Source organism: Nocardia shimofusensis NBRC 100134 (assembly GCF_001613125.1).
GTDB classification, from domain to species: Bacteria; Actinomycetota; Actinomycetes; order Mycobacteriales; family Mycobacteriaceae; genus Nocardia; species Nocardia shimofusensis.
Map to the genome: position 1 here is coordinate 1 of NZ_BDBT01000044.1, position 15,905 is coordinate 15,905.

11 protein-coding genes and 1 pseudogene are annotated in these 15,905 nt (G+C 71.2%); 9 read left to right on the plus strand and 3 right to left on the minus strand.

What is annotated here, in order from left to right:
- The first annotated feature begins 517 nt into the window (after positions 1–517).
- Positions 518–2,308, plus strand: coding sequence for a serine/threonine-protein kinase (locus NS3_RS26855; RefSeq protein WP_067865437.1), 1,791 nt, complete (start codon positions 518–520; stop codon positions 2,306–2,308).
- Positions 2,284–3,603 carry a serine/threonine-protein kinase gene (locus NS3_RS30470; RefSeq protein ID WP_307610983.1) on the plus strand — a complete coding sequence of 440 codons (1,320 nt, stop codon included), beginning with the start codon at positions 2,284–2,286 and terminating at the stop codon, positions 3,601–3,603. The genes NS3_RS26855 and NS3_RS30470 overlap by 25 nt, the downstream gene beginning before the upstream one ends.
- A 37-nt stretch (positions 3,604–3,640) precedes the next feature.
- On the opposite strand, the gene NS3_RS26865 is transcribed toward NS3_RS30470, so the two are convergent.
- Positions 3,641–4,105, minus strand: a complete 465-nt coding sequence (locus NS3_RS26865; RefSeq protein ID WP_373865344.1) for a glutathione peroxidase — start codon at positions 4,103–4,105, stop codon at positions 3,641–3,643.
- Positions 4,106–4,193: 88 nt separating this feature from the next.
- Positions 4,194–5,801, minus strand: coding sequence for a succinic semialdehyde dehydrogenase (locus NS3_RS26870; protein ID WP_067865441.1), 1,608 nt, complete (start codon positions 5,799–5,801; stop codon positions 4,194–4,196).
- Positions 5,802–6,013: 212 nt separating this feature from the next.
- Between NS3_RS26870 and NS3_RS26875 the strand changes: the two genes are divergently transcribed.
- From NS3_RS26875 to NS3_RS26900, 6 genes and pseudogenes are all read left to right on the plus strand, one after another.
- Positions 6,014–7,480 carry an aldehyde dehydrogenase gene (locus NS3_RS26875; RefSeq protein ID WP_067865478.1) on the plus strand — a complete coding sequence of 489 codons (1,467 nt, stop codon included), beginning with the start codon at positions 6,014–6,016 and terminating at the stop codon, positions 7,478–7,480.
- Between the two features lie 58 nt (positions 7,481–7,538).
- Entirely contained in the window at positions 7,539–8,306 is a 768-nt protein-coding gene (locus NS3_RS26880; protein ID WP_067865444.1) for an SDR family oxidoreductase, read from the plus strand.
- Positions 8,303–9,181 (plus strand): NAD(P)-dependent oxidoreductase, encoded by an 879-nt coding sequence (locus NS3_RS26885; RefSeq protein WP_067865447.1) that lies wholly within the window; start codon positions 8,303–8,305, stop codon positions 9,179–9,181. Before NS3_RS26880 ends, NS3_RS26885 begins: the two co-directional genes overlap by 4 nt.
- Before the next feature lie 32 nt (positions 9,182–9,213).
- Positions 9,214–9,507, plus strand: a pseudogene (locus tag NS3_RS26890) (carboxymuconolactone decarboxylase family protein); the annotation flags it as partial.
- 71 nt (positions 9,508–9,578) lie between these two features.
- On the plus strand, positions 9,579–11,048 hold the full coding sequence (locus NS3_RS26895; RefSeq protein WP_067865453.1) for an FAD-dependent oxidoreductase: 1,470 nt from the start codon (positions 9,579–9,581) through the stop codon (positions 11,046–11,048).
- Positions 11,049–11,092: 44 nt separating this feature from the next.
- Positions 11,093–11,671 (plus strand): TetR/AcrR family transcriptional regulator, encoded by a 579-nt coding sequence (locus NS3_RS26900; protein WP_067865456.1) that lies wholly within the window; start codon positions 11,093–11,095, stop codon positions 11,669–11,671.
- Positions 11,672–11,802: 131 nt separating this feature from the next.
- Here the strand turns inward: NS3_RS26900 and NS3_RS26905 are convergent, their stop codons facing one another.
- Positions 11,803–12,549 (minus strand): hypothetical protein, encoded by a 747-nt coding sequence (locus tag NS3_RS26905; protein WP_067865460.1) that lies wholly within the window; start codon positions 12,547–12,549, stop codon positions 11,803–11,805.
- Between NS3_RS26905 and NS3_RS26910 the strand changes: the two genes are divergently transcribed.
- Positions 12,541–15,840, plus strand: coding sequence for an ATP-binding protein (locus NS3_RS26910; RefSeq protein ID WP_084495977.1), 3,300 nt, complete (start codon positions 12,541–12,543; stop codon positions 15,838–15,840). The genes NS3_RS26905 and NS3_RS26910 overlap by 9 nt on opposite strands.
- Positions 15,841–15,905 lie beyond the last annotated feature (65 nt).

Consider the following 15,905-nt stretch of genomic DNA (forward strand, 5'->3'; position numbering starts at 1 on the left):
CCGCCGCGGGCGGTCCGCGGAGTCGCCCGGGGTACCCGCACGGCGGCCGCCAGGGACAGTCGCCGCAGCCGACGCCGCATCAGCCCGTGCCCGGACTGCCGCCGACCACCCCGTTCCCCGCATCGCCGGGCGCGGTGGATCTTTCGCGTCCGTATCACCAGGGTGCCTCCGAGTCGGTTCCGGCGGTTCCGCAGCGTCCGCCGACCGCGCCGCCGCACCCCGCTCAGCCGCCTGTCGCCCCATCGCCCGCACCGCAGCGGCCCGCCACGGGCCCCTCGTCGCGGGCCGCCGGACGCAGTGCGCGTCCGATCGTGATCGCCCTGCCGGACCGCGTCCGGCGGGGGCGGCCCGCCCCCGCGGGCAACGGCGGAGCAAGCGGCGCCGCCGAGGGCGAAGGGCGCCCTCCGCCCTAGCGCTTCCATGGCATTCGGCGCATACGACGACTGCTATGGTTTCGATGATTTCTCATGCTTAACGCCTCCCGGCGGGTCCCGGTGCGGCGAGAATTGGAGCAGACATGCTGGCCAGCGGTGAGGTCTTCGCCGGCTATGTCATCGAGCGGCAACTCGGCCGCGGTGGCATGGGATCGGTCTACCTGGCAAAACATCCGCGCCTGCCGCGAATGACAGCGCTGAAGCTGTTGAACCGGGAGATGTTCGGCGACAAGGAGGTGCGGGCGCGATTCGAAAGGGAGGCGGATCTGGTCGCCCGGCTCGACCACCCCAATATCGTCACCGTCTACGACCGCGGTATCGAAGACGAGCAGCTGTGGATCTCGATGCAGTTCATCGACGGGGTCGATGCCGCCTCGGTGGATCCGAAGACGCTGCCGCCCGCGCGCGCGGTGCAGATCATCAAGGAGACCGCCGACGCGCTCGACTACGCGCACAGCATGGGGGTGCTGCATCGGGACGTGAAGCCCGCCAACATCCTGCTGGCCCGTTCCAGCGGCGGCCGCGGCGAACGCGTCTACCTCACCGACTTCGGCATCGCCCGGCTGCGCGACGACACCGGCCATCTCACCCAGACCGGCACCTTCACCGCCACCCTGGCCTACGCCTCGCCCGAGCAGCTGACCGGCGCGAGTCTCGACGGTCGCAGCGACCAGTACTCACTGGCGTGCACGCTGTTCTGGTTGTTCACCGGCAGCGGCCCGTTCGCCGCGACCAATCCCGCCCAGGTGATCCAGGGGCATCTGCAGACCCCGCCGCCCGCGCTCAGCAGCGTGCGTCCCGGTCTGCCCTATGCGCTGGACGCGGTGCTCGCCAAGGCGATGGCCAAGCGGCCGGAGGATCGCTTCGCCTCCTGCTCGGAGTTCGCCGCCGCCGCGCAGGCCGCGCTGGACGGCCAGAGTTCGCCCGCCCTGCCGCTGATGCCCGGGGCGCAGGGGACCGGCCCGCAGTACCCGATCTCCTCGGGTCCGCACCAGATGGCCGGTTCGATGACGGGCGGGCAGATGTCCGCGGGCCCGATGACCGGCGCGCCGTACCAGCAGTTCGGGCAGGGCCCGGCGACCAGCGGTCCACAGGCCATGACCGGCGGGCCCACAATGGTCAACCACGCCGGGCAGACGGCGACCGCGGCGATGACGCAGCAGAGCGGTCAGGCCCCGCCGTACACCCCGCCGGGGGCCTACGGCTTCGCCGGTAACGCGGGACGTCCGCCGACGCCGCCGGGCAAGCCGGGCGGCAAGTCCAACACCGGCTTGATCGTGGCCATCGCCGTCGGTGTGGTGGTGTTGCTGCTGGTGGGCCTGGGCATCGTCGGCGTGCTGGCCTCCGGCGGCGACGATCCGGTCGCCGACGACAGGACGAGCACGAGCCCGAGCACGACGATCTCGGTGACGCCGATCGTCGCCGACAGCGATGCCATCAGCCGGGAGTTCCCCCGCATGGTGCCCGACAACGAGGACGGCGACGTCGGCTACAACGGCGCGACCTGCGGTTCCTACAGTTCGGATCGCCCGTCGATCCCGACCGACGGCACGCCGGATTTCGGCAACTGGGTCCATCAGTGGGACTGCTTCGGCGGCGGCGACAACGCGGACCCGTTCTTCACCATCTACGCCTACGATTCGCCGGAAGACGCCCAGGCGGCGCTGCGGAACCTGCCCTCGGACGCGGAGCAGTCGACCGATACCAACGGTGGCCAGTCCTACACCAACTACAAGTTCGACAGCAGCGGGCCGAAGATGGTCACCGTCTTCACCGGCGATCCCGACCGCGCGCAGTTCCTGATGTACACCGACGGCATCGTAGGTAGCATCGACGAGGTGTTGCGCTGGTGGCGTTCGGCCCCGCTGAACTGATCGTGCTCGAACACGGAGCGGTTTTCGCCGGGTACACCGTCGAGCAGCTGCTCGGCCGCGGTGGCATGGGCGCGGTGTACCTGGCGCGCCATCCCCGGCTCCCGAAGTGGACGGCGTTGAAGCTGTTGAACCGGGAGATGTTCCACAACGAGGAGATCCGCGCGCGGTTCGAGCGGGAGGCCGAGCTGGTCGCCCAGCTCGACCACCCGAACATCGTCGGGGTCTACGACCGCGGCGTGGAGGGCGAGCAGCTGTGGATCTCCATGCGCTACATCGACGGCGTGGACGCGGCGTCGATCGACATCGCGGCCCTGCCGCCGTGGCGGGCGGTCCAGATCATCGGTGAGACGGCCAAGGCGCTGGATTTCGCGCACGCGCGCGGCGTGCTGCACCGGGATGTGAAGCCCGCCAACATTCTGCTCGAGCGCGGCGAAGCCGGTGCGGACGAGCGGGTGTATCTCACCGATTTCGGCATCGCCCGGCCGCGCGACGATTCCGCCCACCTCACCCGGACCGGCACCTTCACCGCCACCCTGGCCTTCGCCTCGCCCGAGCAGCTTTCCGGTGCGCGGCTGGATCACCGCAGTGATCAGTACTCGCTGGCCTGCACGTTGTTCCGATTGCTCACCGGCACTCTCCCTTTCCCGGCCGACAACCCGGTGGGGATCATCTCCGGTCACCTGCACGAACCGCCGCCGTCGGCCTCCCTGCGGCGTCCCGGCGTGCCCGTGGCTCTCGACGGGGTGCTCGCCCGGGCCATGGCGAAACAACCGCAGGACCGCTTCGGCACCTGCGTCGAGTTCGCCGAGGCCGCCCGGCGCGCGCTCACCGCCCCGCCGCCGGACCACTCGGCCCAGCCCCCGCCCCCGCCGGATCAGCCTGCCGCGTCGGCCCGGTCGGTTCAGCCGCCACCGACCGCTCGGATGCCGTTCGCCGATCAGGGATCACTCCCGCCCGCCCCTCGGTACAGCGAGACGCTTGCGATGGGGTCTGGACACAGCGAGACGCTTGCGGGCGCCTATGTCCCGCCCGGCTCGTCGCCGTCCCGCCCGCACGCAGGCGCGATTGTGGCGGTGGCGGCGGCCGCATTCGTACTGCTGGTCGCGATCGTCCTGGTCGTCACTCGCGATCAGTCGACGCCCGGCCCGCCTTCCCCGCAGACCTCCATCCCACAGTCCGGCCCGCCCGTCCCCACCGCCCCACCGTCGGTCGCCCCGACCACGGCGGGCGACTCCGGCAACGGGGGCAAGGACAAAGACAAAGGCAAGGACAAGGACAAGGGCAAGGACAACTGATCGTTCGCCGCCGATCCGGCCGCTCAGCGAGGAGCGCTCAGAGCGCGCTCTCGATGGCCGCGACGATCGCGGGATCGTTCGGCTCGGTGCGCGGACGGAATCGCCCGGCCACCTTGCCCTCGCGGTCGACGAGGAACTTCTCGAAGTTCCACTGGATATCGCCCGCGCCGCCCTCGGCGTCGGCGGTCTGGGTGAGCTCGGCGTAGAGCGGGTGCCGGTTCTCGCCGTTGACGTCGGTCTTGTCCAGCAGCGGGAAGTCCACGCCGTAGGTGGTGGAGCAGAACTGCTCGATCTCCTCGGCGGTGCCCGGCTCCTGGCCCATGAACTGGTTGCACGGCACGCCCACAACGGTGAATCCACGCTCGCCGTAGGTGCGTTGCAGTTCCACCAGGCCGGTGTACTGCGGGGTCAGACCGCACTTCGAGGCGACGTTGACCACCAGTACCGCCTTGTCGCCCGCCAGTTCGGCCAGTGTGGTCTGTTCACCGGAGAGGGTCCGCAGCGTGATGTCGCGAATGCTCACTCGTGTCACTCCTCGAGTCGTGCCGATGCGGGCCGAGTGCGTTCGAACCCGCTCCGGCGCCACGGTATCAGCGCAGCCGCGTGCGGCGCATGATCCGCAGGGTGGCCAGGGTGGAGGTGATCTGCTTGTCGTAGGCCATCTGCGCGCGAGCGGTGATGACCTGGCTCTTCAGCACGCCGACATTGATCGTGTCGGTGTATTTGAGCAGACCCTGATCGCCGTGCCTGGCTCCGATCCCGGACTGCTTCACCCCGCCCGAGGGCGTCGCCTTGGCGGAGTAGCTGGTGACGAATCCGTCGTTGATATTGATGTTCCCGGCTTCCAGCCGCCGCGCCACCCGCAGCGCCCTGCCCCGGTCCGAGCTCCACACGCTCGCATTGAGCCCGTAGTCGGTGGCGTTGGCGCGGTCGATCGCCTCCTGCTCGGAGCCGACCCGGTAGACGGTGACGACCGGCCCGAAGGTCTCGGCGGTGGCGTGGGCGACCTGCGGGGGGACGTCGGTGAGCACGGTCGGCTCGTAGAAGGCCGGACCGATGTCGGGGCGAGCCCGGCCGCCGGTGTGCACGGTCGCGCCCGCGGCCCGTGCCTCCTCCACGTGCGCCGAGACCCGCGCCAGGTGTTCGGGGGAGATCAGCGATCCGAATTCCGGGATGTAGTCGTAGCTCGCCCCGGCCTTCGCGCCGAGGTCGGCGGCGGCGTCGACGAACCGGCGCAGGAACTCGTCGTAGAGGCGGTCGTGCACGTAGATGCGTTCGATGTGCATGCACGCCTGCCCGGAATTGGCGAACGTCGCGAACACCGCGCCCGGGATCACCGCGTCCAGATCGGCGTCGTCGAGCACGATCAGCGGGTTCTTGCCGCCCAGTTCCAGGCTGCATCCGATGAGATTGCGCCCGGCCCGTTCGCCGATCAGCCTGCCGGTGGCGGTCGAGCCGGTGAACATGACGAAGTCGCTGTTGTCGACCAGGTCGCCGCCGATGTCGGGGCCCTCGCCGCAGACCACCTCGAACAGCCCCTCGGGCAGACCCGCGCGATGCAGCAGCTCCACACCGAACAGCGCGCACAGCGCGGTCTTGTTGTCCGGCTTGAGCACCACCGCATTGCCGGCGATCAGCGCGGCGACGGCGTCCGAGAGCGCCAGCGCGAACGGGAAGTTCCACGGCGCGATCACCCCGACCACGCCCTTGGGCCGATGCTCCTCGATGGAGGCGCTCAGCAGCGGTACCGGGCCGCCGTGCTTGCGCGGCTTCAGGATCCGGCGCGCGGTCTTGAGGTAGTGGCTGATGATCATCGGCACGTCGCAGGACTCCTCGAAGGCCATCCGGCGGGCCTTGCCGCAGCCGATCTGGATGAGGTCGGCGATCGTCGCGCGCTCGGTGAGGATGAGTTCGTGCGCGCGGGCGAAGACGGCCAACCGCTCTTTCAACGGTGTGGCGGCCCAGGTGCGCTGCGCCGCGCGGGCCGTGGCGAACGCGTCGGCCACATCTTCCGGACGCGACTGCGGCAGGGTGCCGTAGGCCGCGCCGGTGTAGACCTCGATCAACGTGAACGGCGTCCTGGCCCGGCCGAGATGGGCGTCGCCGCTCGCTCGGACCCGCGCGGTGAGACGGTCGATCAGTTCAGGGGTGACGCGCTGGGGCACGGTGGCCGTCGGCGTGGTCTCGGTGCTTGTCATCGGCTCTCTCCGGGTGCTGGTGCTCGCGGGTGGTGACCGGCCGGTCCGCCGTGGATCCCGCGCTGCGGCGGCCTGCGGGACGGCAACCGATTTCACCGGATCATCGCATATCCATGCTGCGGCGAAGGCGGCAATAGTGAAACATGTTCTTGCGGTCCGCGCGCGAGCTGGACTATATTCCGTACACCTGTCCAGACAGCATCGGAGCGATCATGAGCGGTCTTCCCACCGACGGCACGCGCCTGTTCATCGACGGCAAGCTGGCGCCGGGCGGCGCGGGTGAGTTCGACACGGTGAACCCGGCCACGGAGGAAGTCCTCGGCGTGGCGGCCAACGGGTCCGGCGCGGACATGGACGCCGCCATCGGCGCCGCCAGGATCGCCTTCGACGAGACCGACTGGTCGACGAATCACGCATTCAGGGTGCGCTGCCTCGAACAGTTGCGCACGGCCGTCCAGGACCGCATCGAGGACGTCCGCGCGGTCACCGTCGCCGAGGCGGGCGCGCCGGTCATGCTGACCAGCGGGCCGCAGCTCGAGGGCCCGGTCGCCGACCTGGAGTTCCCCACGAATCTGGCCGCGAACTACGAGTGGGAGACCGATCTCGGCGTCGCGAGCCCGATGGGCATCAGAACCCATCGGCGGCTGCGCAGGGAAGCGGTCGGCGTGGTCGGCGCGATCACCCCCTGGAACTTCCCACACCAGATCACCTTCGCCAAGCTCGGTCCCGCGCTCGCGGCGGGCAATACCGTCGTGCTCAAGCCCGCGCCCGACACCCCGTGGTGCGCGGCCGTACTCGGCCCGATCATCGCCGAGCACACCGACATTCCGCCGGGCGTGATCAATATCGTCACCTCCGCCGACCACGCGCTGGGCAGCCAGTTGTGTGGCGATCCGCGCGTCGACATGGTCAGCTTCACCGGCTCCACCGCGACCGGCCGCACCGTCATGGCCACCGCCGCCGCGACGGTCAAGAAGACCTTCCTGGAACTGGGCGGCAAATCCGCCTTCATCGTGCTCGAGGACGCCGATCTGGGCGCCGCGGTGTCGATGGCGGCGTTCTCGGTGTGCGTGCACGCCGGTCAGGGCTGTGCGCTGAGCACCCGCCTGCTGGTGCCCAACAGCCGCTACGACGAGGCCGTGCAGATAGCCGCCGCCACTCTCGGTGGCATCAGGCCGGGGGACCCCGCCAGCTCGCGTACTGCCTGCGGCCCGCTCATCTCCGCCCGCCAGCGCGACCGCGTGCAGCACTACATCGACATCGCCCGCGCCGAGGGCGGGCAGATCGTGACCGGCGGCGGCCGCCCCGCCGACCGCGACCGCGGCTACTTCATCGAGCCCACCCTGATCACCGGGCTGGACAACACCGCGACCGTCGCGCGCGAGGAGATCTTCGGCCCCGTCCTGGTGGTGATCGGCTACGACACCGACGACGAGGCCGTCGCCATCGCCAACGATTCCCCCTACGGCCTGTCCGGCTCGATCTACGGCACCGATCCCGAGCGCATCGCCTCGGTCGCCAACCGGGTCCGCACCGGCACGCTCGGCGTCAACGGCGGCATCTGGTACAGCGCCGACGTGCCCTTCGGCGGCTACAAGCAGTCCGGCATCGGACGCGAGATGGGCACCGCCGGTTTCGAGGAATACCTGGAGACCAAGTTGATCGCCACCGCGGTCTGAGGCCCTGTCTCCCATCAGCGAAAAACCCACCATTCCAACGACTTTCGAGGAGCCCGACATGGGGCGTTTCACCGACCGGACCGTCGTCGTCACCGGCGCGGCACAAGGTATCGGCGCCGCCTACGCGGCCGCGCTGGCGGGCGAAGGCGCGAATGTCGTCGTCGCCGACCGCAATATCGACGCGGGCAAGGCGGTCGCCGACGAGATCAACGCGGCCGCCGACACCACAGCGAACGGCGGCAGCGCGATCTTCGCCGAGGTCGACGTCGCCGACCCCGACTCCGCCGCCGCGCTCGCCGAGACCACCGCGCAGCGCTTCGGCCGCATCGACCACCTGGTCAACAATGCCGCCATCTACGGCGACATGAAGCTGGACCTGCTGATCACCGTCCCGTGGGACTACTACAAGAAGTTCATGTCGGTGAACATGGACGGCGCGCTGAACGTGACCCGCGCGGTCTACCCGCACATGAAGAAGTCGGGCGGCTCGATCGTCAACCAGTCCTCCACCGCCGCCTGGGTCTACTCCGGCTTCTACGGCCTGGCCAAGGCCGGGGTCAACAGCCTCACCCAGCAGCTCGCGGTCGAGCTCGGCGGCAACAACATCCGCGTCAACGCGATCGCCCCCGGACCGATCGACACCGATGCCACCAAGACCGTGACTCCCGGCAGTATCGTCGAGGACATGGTCAAGCGCCTGCCGCTCAAGCGCATGGGCACCCCGGCCGATCTCGTCGGCGCCTGCCTGTACCTGCTCTCCGACGAGGCGTCCTGGGTCACCGGCCAGATCTTCAACATCGACGGCGGACAGATCATCCGGTCATGAGCGACGAACGAATCGGTTTCATCGGCCTGGGCAACATGGGTGCGCCCATGGCCCAGCGCCTGCTGGCCTGGCGCGGCGGGCTCACCGTCTGCGACATGCGCCCCGATGTGGTCGCGCCGTTCACCGAAGCGGGTGCCGGTGCCGTGGATTCCGCGGCCGCCGTCGCCGAGGACGCCGAGGTGATCTCGGTCGCGGTGCTCGACGACGCCCAGGTGCGCGGCGTGGTCACCGGCCCCGAGGGCATTCTCCGCACCGCGAAGCCGGGCACGGTGATCGCGGTGCACTCCACCATCTCCGACCGCACCGCCGAAGAACTGGCCGCCGTCTGCGCCGAACGCGGCGTCGACCTGGTGGACGCCCCGGTCAGCGGTGGCGCGGGCGGCGCGAAGTCCGGCAGGCTCGCGGTCATGGTCGGCGGCTCGGAGGCGGCCTTCGAGCGGGTGCGCGAGCCCTTCGGGACGTTCGCCGACCTCGTCGTGCACGCTGGTCCGGTGGGTGCGGGCACCAGGATGAAGCTGGCCCGCAATCTGCTGCACTTCGTCGCCTTCACCGCCGCCACCGAGTCGCAGCGGCTGGCGGAATCGGCCGGGCTCGACATCACCGCGCTGGGCAAGGTGGTCCGCCACTCCGACGCGGTGACCGGCGGCGCGGGCGCGATCATGCTGCGCGAGAGCACCGCGCCGATCGAGGACGGCGATTTCTGGTTGCCCATCCTGCGCCATGTGCGCGATCTCGGCGAGAAGGATCTGAGCCTGGCGCTCGGTCTGGGTGAGCGGCTGGACGTCGAATTGCCGCTGGCCGCACTGGCATTGCGCAACCTCGGTGTGGGTCTGGGCGTGGGGCAGGGCGAGATCGCACGGCAGGGAGACCACTGATGAGTAGTGATCCCGCCGCGCCGGGCACGGAGCTCAGCGACCGTGACCGCAAGCTCCTGCTGCTCGGCGCGCTCACCCAGCAGAACCGCATCGACGACGCGGCCGACCAGATGCGCGCCGCCCTCGACGCGGACGAGCTGACCGAGGCGCAACTGCACGAGATCGCGATCTTCCTGTGCCACTACGTCGGCTGGCCTCGCGGCACCTCTCTCGACATGCGGGTCGGCGCGGTGGTCGGCCGGTGGAAGAAGGCCGCCCGCGCCGCCGAAGCCGCCCGGGCCGAAGCCGACGGGACCGAAGCAGCAGCCGAATCCGTTCAGAACTGACCGCAGCCCCCCGGGGCGACCCGCCGCCGGCTCCCACCGTGGACCGCGACCGAAATACGAGGTAGCACAACATGTCCGATGCCAAGTCCCTGCGCCCGCTGCGCGCCGCCGAGGTCGCCGAATGGGGGCCGAGCGCCGATGTCGTGATCGCCGGATACGGCATCGCCGGGGTGTGCGCCGCCATCGAGGCCGCACGCGCCGGTGCGTCGGTGCTGATCCTGGAACGCACCAGCGGCTGGGGCGGCGCCGCGGCGATGTCGGGCGGGTTCATCTACCTGGGCGGCGGCACCCCGTTGCAGCAGGCGCTCGGCTTCGAGGACACCCCCGAGAACATGGAGAAGTTCCTCACCGCCGCACTGGGGCCCGGCGTGGACAAGGCCAAGATCGCCGACTACAGCCGGGGCTCGGTCGAGCACTACAACTGGCTGGTCTCCTGCGGCGTGCCGTTCAAGGAGGAGTTCTGGGGCGAGCCCGGCTGGGAGCCGCCGCACGACGAGGGCCTGATGTACTCCGGCGGCGAGAACGCCGCTCCGTTCAACACCGAGATCCCGCCCGCGCCGCGCGGTCACGTGCCGCAGTACGCGAACAAGCGCATCGCCCAGCGCGGCGGCGGCTACATGTTGATGAAGCCGCTGGCCGACACCGCCGAGGAACTCGGCGTGCGGGTGCAGTACGACACCAGGATCCGCAGGCTGGTCGTCGACGACGACGGCCGGGTCGCCGGTCTCGCCGCCACCCAGTTCGGCAAGGAGGTGGTGATCCGGGCCGAACGCGGGGTGGTCCTGGCCACCGGCAGCTTCGCCTACGCCGACCAGATGATCGAGGGCTTCGCGCCCCGCCTGATCGGCCGCCCCGCCGCCGCCATCGAGGAACACGACGGCATCGGCATCCGGGTCGCCCAGGCCCTCGGCGCCGACCTCGCCCACATGGACGCCACCGAGGTCGCCTTCTTCGCCGATCCCCAGCTGCTCGCGCGCGGCATCCTCGTCAACGGTCGCGGCCAGCGCTACGTCACCGAGGACACCTACCCCGGCCGTATCGGCCAGGCCACCCTGATCCAGCAGGACAACCAGGCGTACCTGGTCATCGACGAGCAGTCCTACGAGGAAGCGCTGAAGACCGTCAGCGCCACTCACTTCTTCCGTCAGCCCCCGACCTGGGCAGCCGAGTCGGTCGAGGAACTGGAGTCGGAGATGGGTCTGCCCGCCGGCGCATTGCAGGCCACCGTCGAGGTCTACAACCGGCACGCCGCCGACGGCGTCGACCCGCTGCTGGGCAAGAAGCCCGAATGGGTGCGTCCGATCGGCACACCCCTGGCGGGCTTCGATCTGCGCGGCATGACAGCGGGTTTCACGCTCGGCGGCCTGCGCACCGACCTGGATTCGCGCGTCCTGCACGTCAGCGGGGAGCCCATCCCCGGCCTGTTCGCCGCGGGCCGCTGCACCTCCGGCCTGGCCGCGGGCGGTTACGTCAGCGGCGCGTCCCTGGGCGACGGCAGCTTCTACGGGCGTCGCGCGGGAGTCGCCGCCGCCAAGAACTGACCGGCGTCCGGCGAACCGCACCGTTCCTGATACTGTCTGGACACATGTCCGAAAAACACCCCGGCCCTGTCGAGGCCACCAGGCGGCGCCTCAGCGGGAAGCAGGCCGACACCGTCGACAAGCTGACCAAGGCGGCGGTGGAGGTGCTCTCGCGCGAGGGGTTCGCGGGCATGACCATCCGGCTGGTCGCCGCCGCGGCGGGAGTCGGCACGGCCACGGCCTATACCTACTTCTCCTCCAAGGAGCACTTGGTCGCCGAGATCTTCTGGCGCAGGCTGGTGGCTTCGCAGAGCCCGGCCAGCGACTCCGACGATCCGGTCGTGCGGGTGATCGCCGAGCTGCGCGACATCGCGATGCTGGTGGCCGACGAACAGGAGCTCTCCGGCGCGGTCACCAGCGCCCTGCTCGGCCGTGACCCCGATGTGGCGCATCTGCGCGATCGCATCGGCGTGGAGATCCGTAAGCGCATCGTGCGGGCGCTCGGCCCCGATCCCGATCCCGACATCGTGGAGTCGCTCGAACTGCTCTACGCGGGCGCGCTCGTTCGGGCAGGCATGGGGTACGGCTCGTACTCGCAGATCGCCGACCGCATCGAGAAGTCGGCGCTGCTGATCCTGCGCTAGATCGCCGGCTCTCACGCGGGTGTCGGTGTGCCCACGCGCACCGCCCCGATGGTGGGCCCTTCGATCGCCCGGCCGGACACGCGATGTTCGCCGCGCGGCCGGAGCTCTCGGCGGCGCGGCGAATCGAGGGGTCACGCGGCGGGCACGCGGGCGGGTGCGGCGGCGCCGCGCAGAGGCTCGGCCCAGCGGCGCAATCCGCCGGGGTGGCGCAGCATCAGGATGCCCAGGGCGGCGACGGCGATGCCGCGCGGCGCCTCCCAGATGAACCCGGTGAGGTGCTGGACGGCGGGCATGGGCAGGAAGAACGCGACCATGCCGATCAGGGTCAGCACGGCGATCCAGCGGGGGACCGTGTCGTTGCGCAACATGCTCGCGCCGAGCAGACCCATGCCGGTCAGCATGACCAGGCCGCCGCCCTGGTTGAAGATCAGGAAGGCGGTGCTGCCGATCATGTTGTCGTTGTCGGCGATCAGATGGGCGGTGGCGGGATCGGAGGCCAGCCGCTGGGCGACGAACAGTTCGATGGTGAGATGCCCGGTGGCCGTGGTGATGTTGCCGACCAGGTAGCAGACCAGACCGATGAAACCGGCGGTGCCCAGTCGCGGGCGCATCCAGGCATACAGACCGGGCAGGCCGAGGATCAGCGCGACGGTGCCGATGCCAAGCAGCGACTGGGCGAGCGGGGTGCCGGGGCTGGTGAGCGCCTCGACCGAATGGCCTTTGCCGTCGACGATCGGATGGATGGTGCCGCCCGCGATGCACAGCGGGCCGCCGATGGCCAGCGCCGCGCCGCACATCCGCAGTACAGTCTCCCGGGACGGGCCGAGGGTCCGCTCCGCGCCGGTGGTCGTTGGCAGGAGTTCTCGAGTGTGAGTCATGAACCGAGGGTCGGCGAGGGCGCTGGTGTGACGCTGGTGCGCGACTGGTCCGCCGGCGACCGGCCTGCTGTCGCGGTGCTCGGGCCGCTGGAGGTGCGTGCTCCCGACGGGTCGCCGATCGCCGTGCCCGCGCGCAAGCATGCCGATCTGCTCGTCATCCTGGCCGCCGAACGCACCACCCGGAGCGCCGAGTATCTGTGCGAACTGCTCTGGCGCGGCGCTCCGCCCGCCAGTGCCCTGGTCACCTTGCAGGGGTATGTGTCGCGTCTGCGCAAGACGCTGGCTCCGCTGCCCGATGTGCGGATCGAGACCCGGCCCAACGGCTACGTGCTGCGCTGCGGCGGATCCGGTACCGACCTCGATCTGCTCGATCTGCTGTCCCGCGACGCCAGGGCGGCGCACGCCGACGGCGACGTGCCGCGCGCGGTCGGCATGCTGGAACGCGCTCTCGGGCTCTGGCGCGGCGAAGCGCTCGCCGATGTCGGCGATATCGCCGAACTCGCGCCGGAACGGACGCAGCTGGCGGAGTTGCGCGCCGAACTGGTCGACATGTGCGCGGAGGGCCTGCTCGTGCTCGGCCGCGCCGGACACGCGGTCACCCTGCTCAGCGACGAATGCGCCAGGCATCCGCATCGCGAGGGCACGGCCCGGCTGCTGGCCCTGGCACTGCGCGATTGCGGGCGGACTTCCGAGGCGCTCGACGTGCTGGTCCGGTTGCGCCGCGACCTGCGTGCGGACCTCGGCCTCGAGCCCGCACCCGACACGGTCCGGGTGGAGGGCGAGATCCGCGGTCCGGCGACGGCCCCGGCGCGGGAGTCGCGGCCCGCGCTGCCCGGGCGCGCCGACATCGCCGCCGTGCTCGACCGTGCCGTGGACAGGTCCCGGCGGGGACTGACCGTCGTGACGGTGCGCGGCGCGGCGGGCCTGGGCAAGACCGCCGTCGTCGACGACGCCGTGCGCCGCCACGGCGGAGACGCCTTCGTCACCGCGGGCGCGGGCGACGGTGGCGCGACGGCCCTGGCCACCCTGACGCCGTGGCTGGACCAGGCGGCGCTGGCGGGCCGTTCGGTGCCGGAGCCGGTGACCTCGCGCGCGCTGTCGGCACTGTTCGCCGAGGTCGCCAGGGAGACCGGCCGGGTGCTGGCCGTGGTCGACGACGCGCACTCGGCCGACCCCGATTCGCTGCGGATGATCGCGGCGGCGATGCGAGCGTTGCGCACCCATCCCGTGCTCCTCGTGCTCGCCGTCCGGCCCGGCCCGCTGCCCGGCGAGGTGGACGCGGCGCTGCGGTCGCTGCGCACCGCGGGCACGCACCTCGCGGTGGACCTCGCGCCGTTGTCCGACTCCGTGGTGCGCGACGTGGTGCGCGCGCAGGCACGGGCCGCCGATCCCGCCGTCACCGACCGGATCGTCGAGTTGAGCGCGGGCAGTCCCTTCGTCGCCACGCAGCTGTGCGATCTCGTCCGCGCCGGCCGCGCGCTGGACACCGGCAGCGCGGCCGAGATCACCGCGGCGAAATTGGGCGCCGTGTCTGCCGCGGCCGGGGAACTCGCCGAGCTGCTGGCCGTGTTCGGCCCGCAGACGCCGATCGCCCTGCTCGCCGCGGCCGACGAAAGGCGGGCGGGCAGGCCACCTCGGCAGCGGGGGCCGCACCGGCCGCAGCCACCGGCCGCGCCCGGATTCGACGAGCGGGTCGGTGAACTCGTCGCCGCACGGGTCGTCACCGTCGCCGACGGCGTCGTCGCCTTCGGCCACGAACTCGTGCGCGCCGCTGTCCTGGCCACCCTCGGCGAACTGCGCACGTCGCGGTGGCACGCGCTGGTCGCCGACACCATCGACGAGCAGCGCCCGGACGCGCTCGCGGCGCTGGCCCTGCACCGCAGTGCCGCCGCCCTCGGCTCCGTCGACCCACGGGCCGCGCGCGCCTGCCTGGCGGCCGCCCGCGACGCGCTGCACACGGACGCGGCCACCGAATGCGCCGAGTTCGCCGCCCGCGGCGTCCGGCACACCGACCCCGCGGACACCGCGCTGCTGATCGAGTTCGACCTGCTGGCGGGCCAGGCCCACAATCGCCTCGGGCACTACGACGACGCCGCCGGGTGTTTCGACCGCGCGGGCCGCCGCTGCGCCGACCGCCGGGACTGGCCGGGTCTGGCCGCGACCGCACTGCTCGCCGCCGCTCGCGGGGTCGCCGGCTATTTCTCCGGATACGGTGTGGTGCAGGCGGGTTCGTCGGCGCTGCGCACCCAGGCGCTGACCCATCGCCTGCGCCTGGACCCCGATCTGGTCGCCGAGATACAGGCGATCGAGGCCGCCGACCGCGCCATCCACGGTCTGGAAGGCGATCTCGACGCCCTCGCCGACGCGCAGGCGCGCAGCGCGCCGGGCAGCCGTTCGTGGCCGCAGGTGCTGCTGGCCGAGTTCGTGTGCACCTGGGATCCGAGTACTGTCGCCGACCGGCGCAAGATCGCCGAGGAACTGGAGGAGCTGGCGGGCCACGACCGCGCGGCTCGGGCGACAGCCGTGCATCTGCGCCGGGTGTGCGCACTGGAATCCGGCGACCTGCGACTGGTGCGCAGGCTCTCGGCCGAGTTCACCCGCCTGGCCGACGACGGCGGCGCGGATCTGGCCGCCACGCAGTTGTGGTGGGAGGTCATGATCGCCCTCCTGCGCGGCGACTACGCCCGATCGCAGGCATTGACGACCCGTTTCGCCGAGGATCTCGGCGCCGTCGACGACCGCGCCAGGCAACTCGCCGAAGCATCGATACTGACGAGCAACTCGATCGAACTGTGGCACCGAGGCCGCCTCGGGGAGGCACTGGCCGAGGCGGACCGCATGGCCGAGGACTTCGACGAGGACTTCGCGCTGGTCGTCGCCATGGCCGCGGCGCAGAGCGGTGACCACGAACGTGCGCTGGCCACGATCGAGTCGATCCTCGCCCTGCCGGGCAGGTGGCACGGGCCGCGCGTCGTGGTTCGGGTGCCGCTGCTGCTCGAGGCGCTGCTCGCGGTGGGCAGGCACGCGCCACGTCACCGGGATCGAGTCGGCGAACTGACCGCCGAACTGGAACCGCTGACCCGTGGCTGGGGCGAGACACTGCTCGTGCAATGGCCGGGGCTGGTGTGCCTCGGCCCGGCGGGCCTGTACCGGGGCACCGCCCGCGGCATCCTCGGGCTACCCGGCGCGCGGGACGAGGTGGAGGTCGCGGGCAGGCGCGCCCGAGCCCTCGGCGCGGTCCCCTACGGGGCGCGCGCCGACGCCCGGCTGACGGGATGGCCGTTCATCTGAGGCGTCTGCCCCCGGGACGTGGGGGCTTTCCCTGATGGCGCGGGCCGGGGCGACACGACAGACTG

Excerpts from the sequence above, each read along its gene's own strand:
- NS3_RS26905 (WP_067865460.1), bottom strand. The coding sequence starts at position 12,549 with ATGACTCACACTCGAGAACTCCTGCCAACGACCACCGGCGCGGAGCGG.
- NS3_RS26900 (WP_067865456.1), top strand. The coding sequence starts at position 11,093 with ATGTCCGAAAAACACCCCGGCCCTGTCGAGGCCACCAGGCGGCGCCTC.
- NS3_RS26875 (WP_067865478.1), top strand. The coding sequence starts at position 6,014 with ATGAGCGGTCTTCCCACCGACGGCACGCGCCTGTTCATCGACGGCAAG.
- NS3_RS26895 (WP_067865453.1), top strand. The coding sequence starts at position 9,579 with ATGTCCGATGCCAAGTCCCTGCGCCCGCTGCGCGCCGCCGAGGTCGCC.
- NS3_RS26855 (WP_067865437.1), top strand. The coding sequence starts at position 518 with ATGCTGGCCAGCGGTGAGGTCTTCGCCGGCTATGTCATCGAGCGGCAA.
- NS3_RS26870 (WP_067865441.1), bottom strand. The coding sequence starts at position 5,801 with ATGACAAGCACCGAGACCACGCCGACGGCCACCGTGCCCCAGCGCGTC.
- NS3_RS26880 (WP_067865444.1), top strand. The coding sequence starts at position 7,539 with ATGGGGCGTTTCACCGACCGGACCGTCGTCGTCACCGGCGCGGCACAA.
- NS3_RS26885 (WP_067865447.1), top strand. The coding sequence starts at position 8,303 with ATGAGCGACGAACGAATCGGTTTCATCGGCCTGGGCAACATGGGTGCG.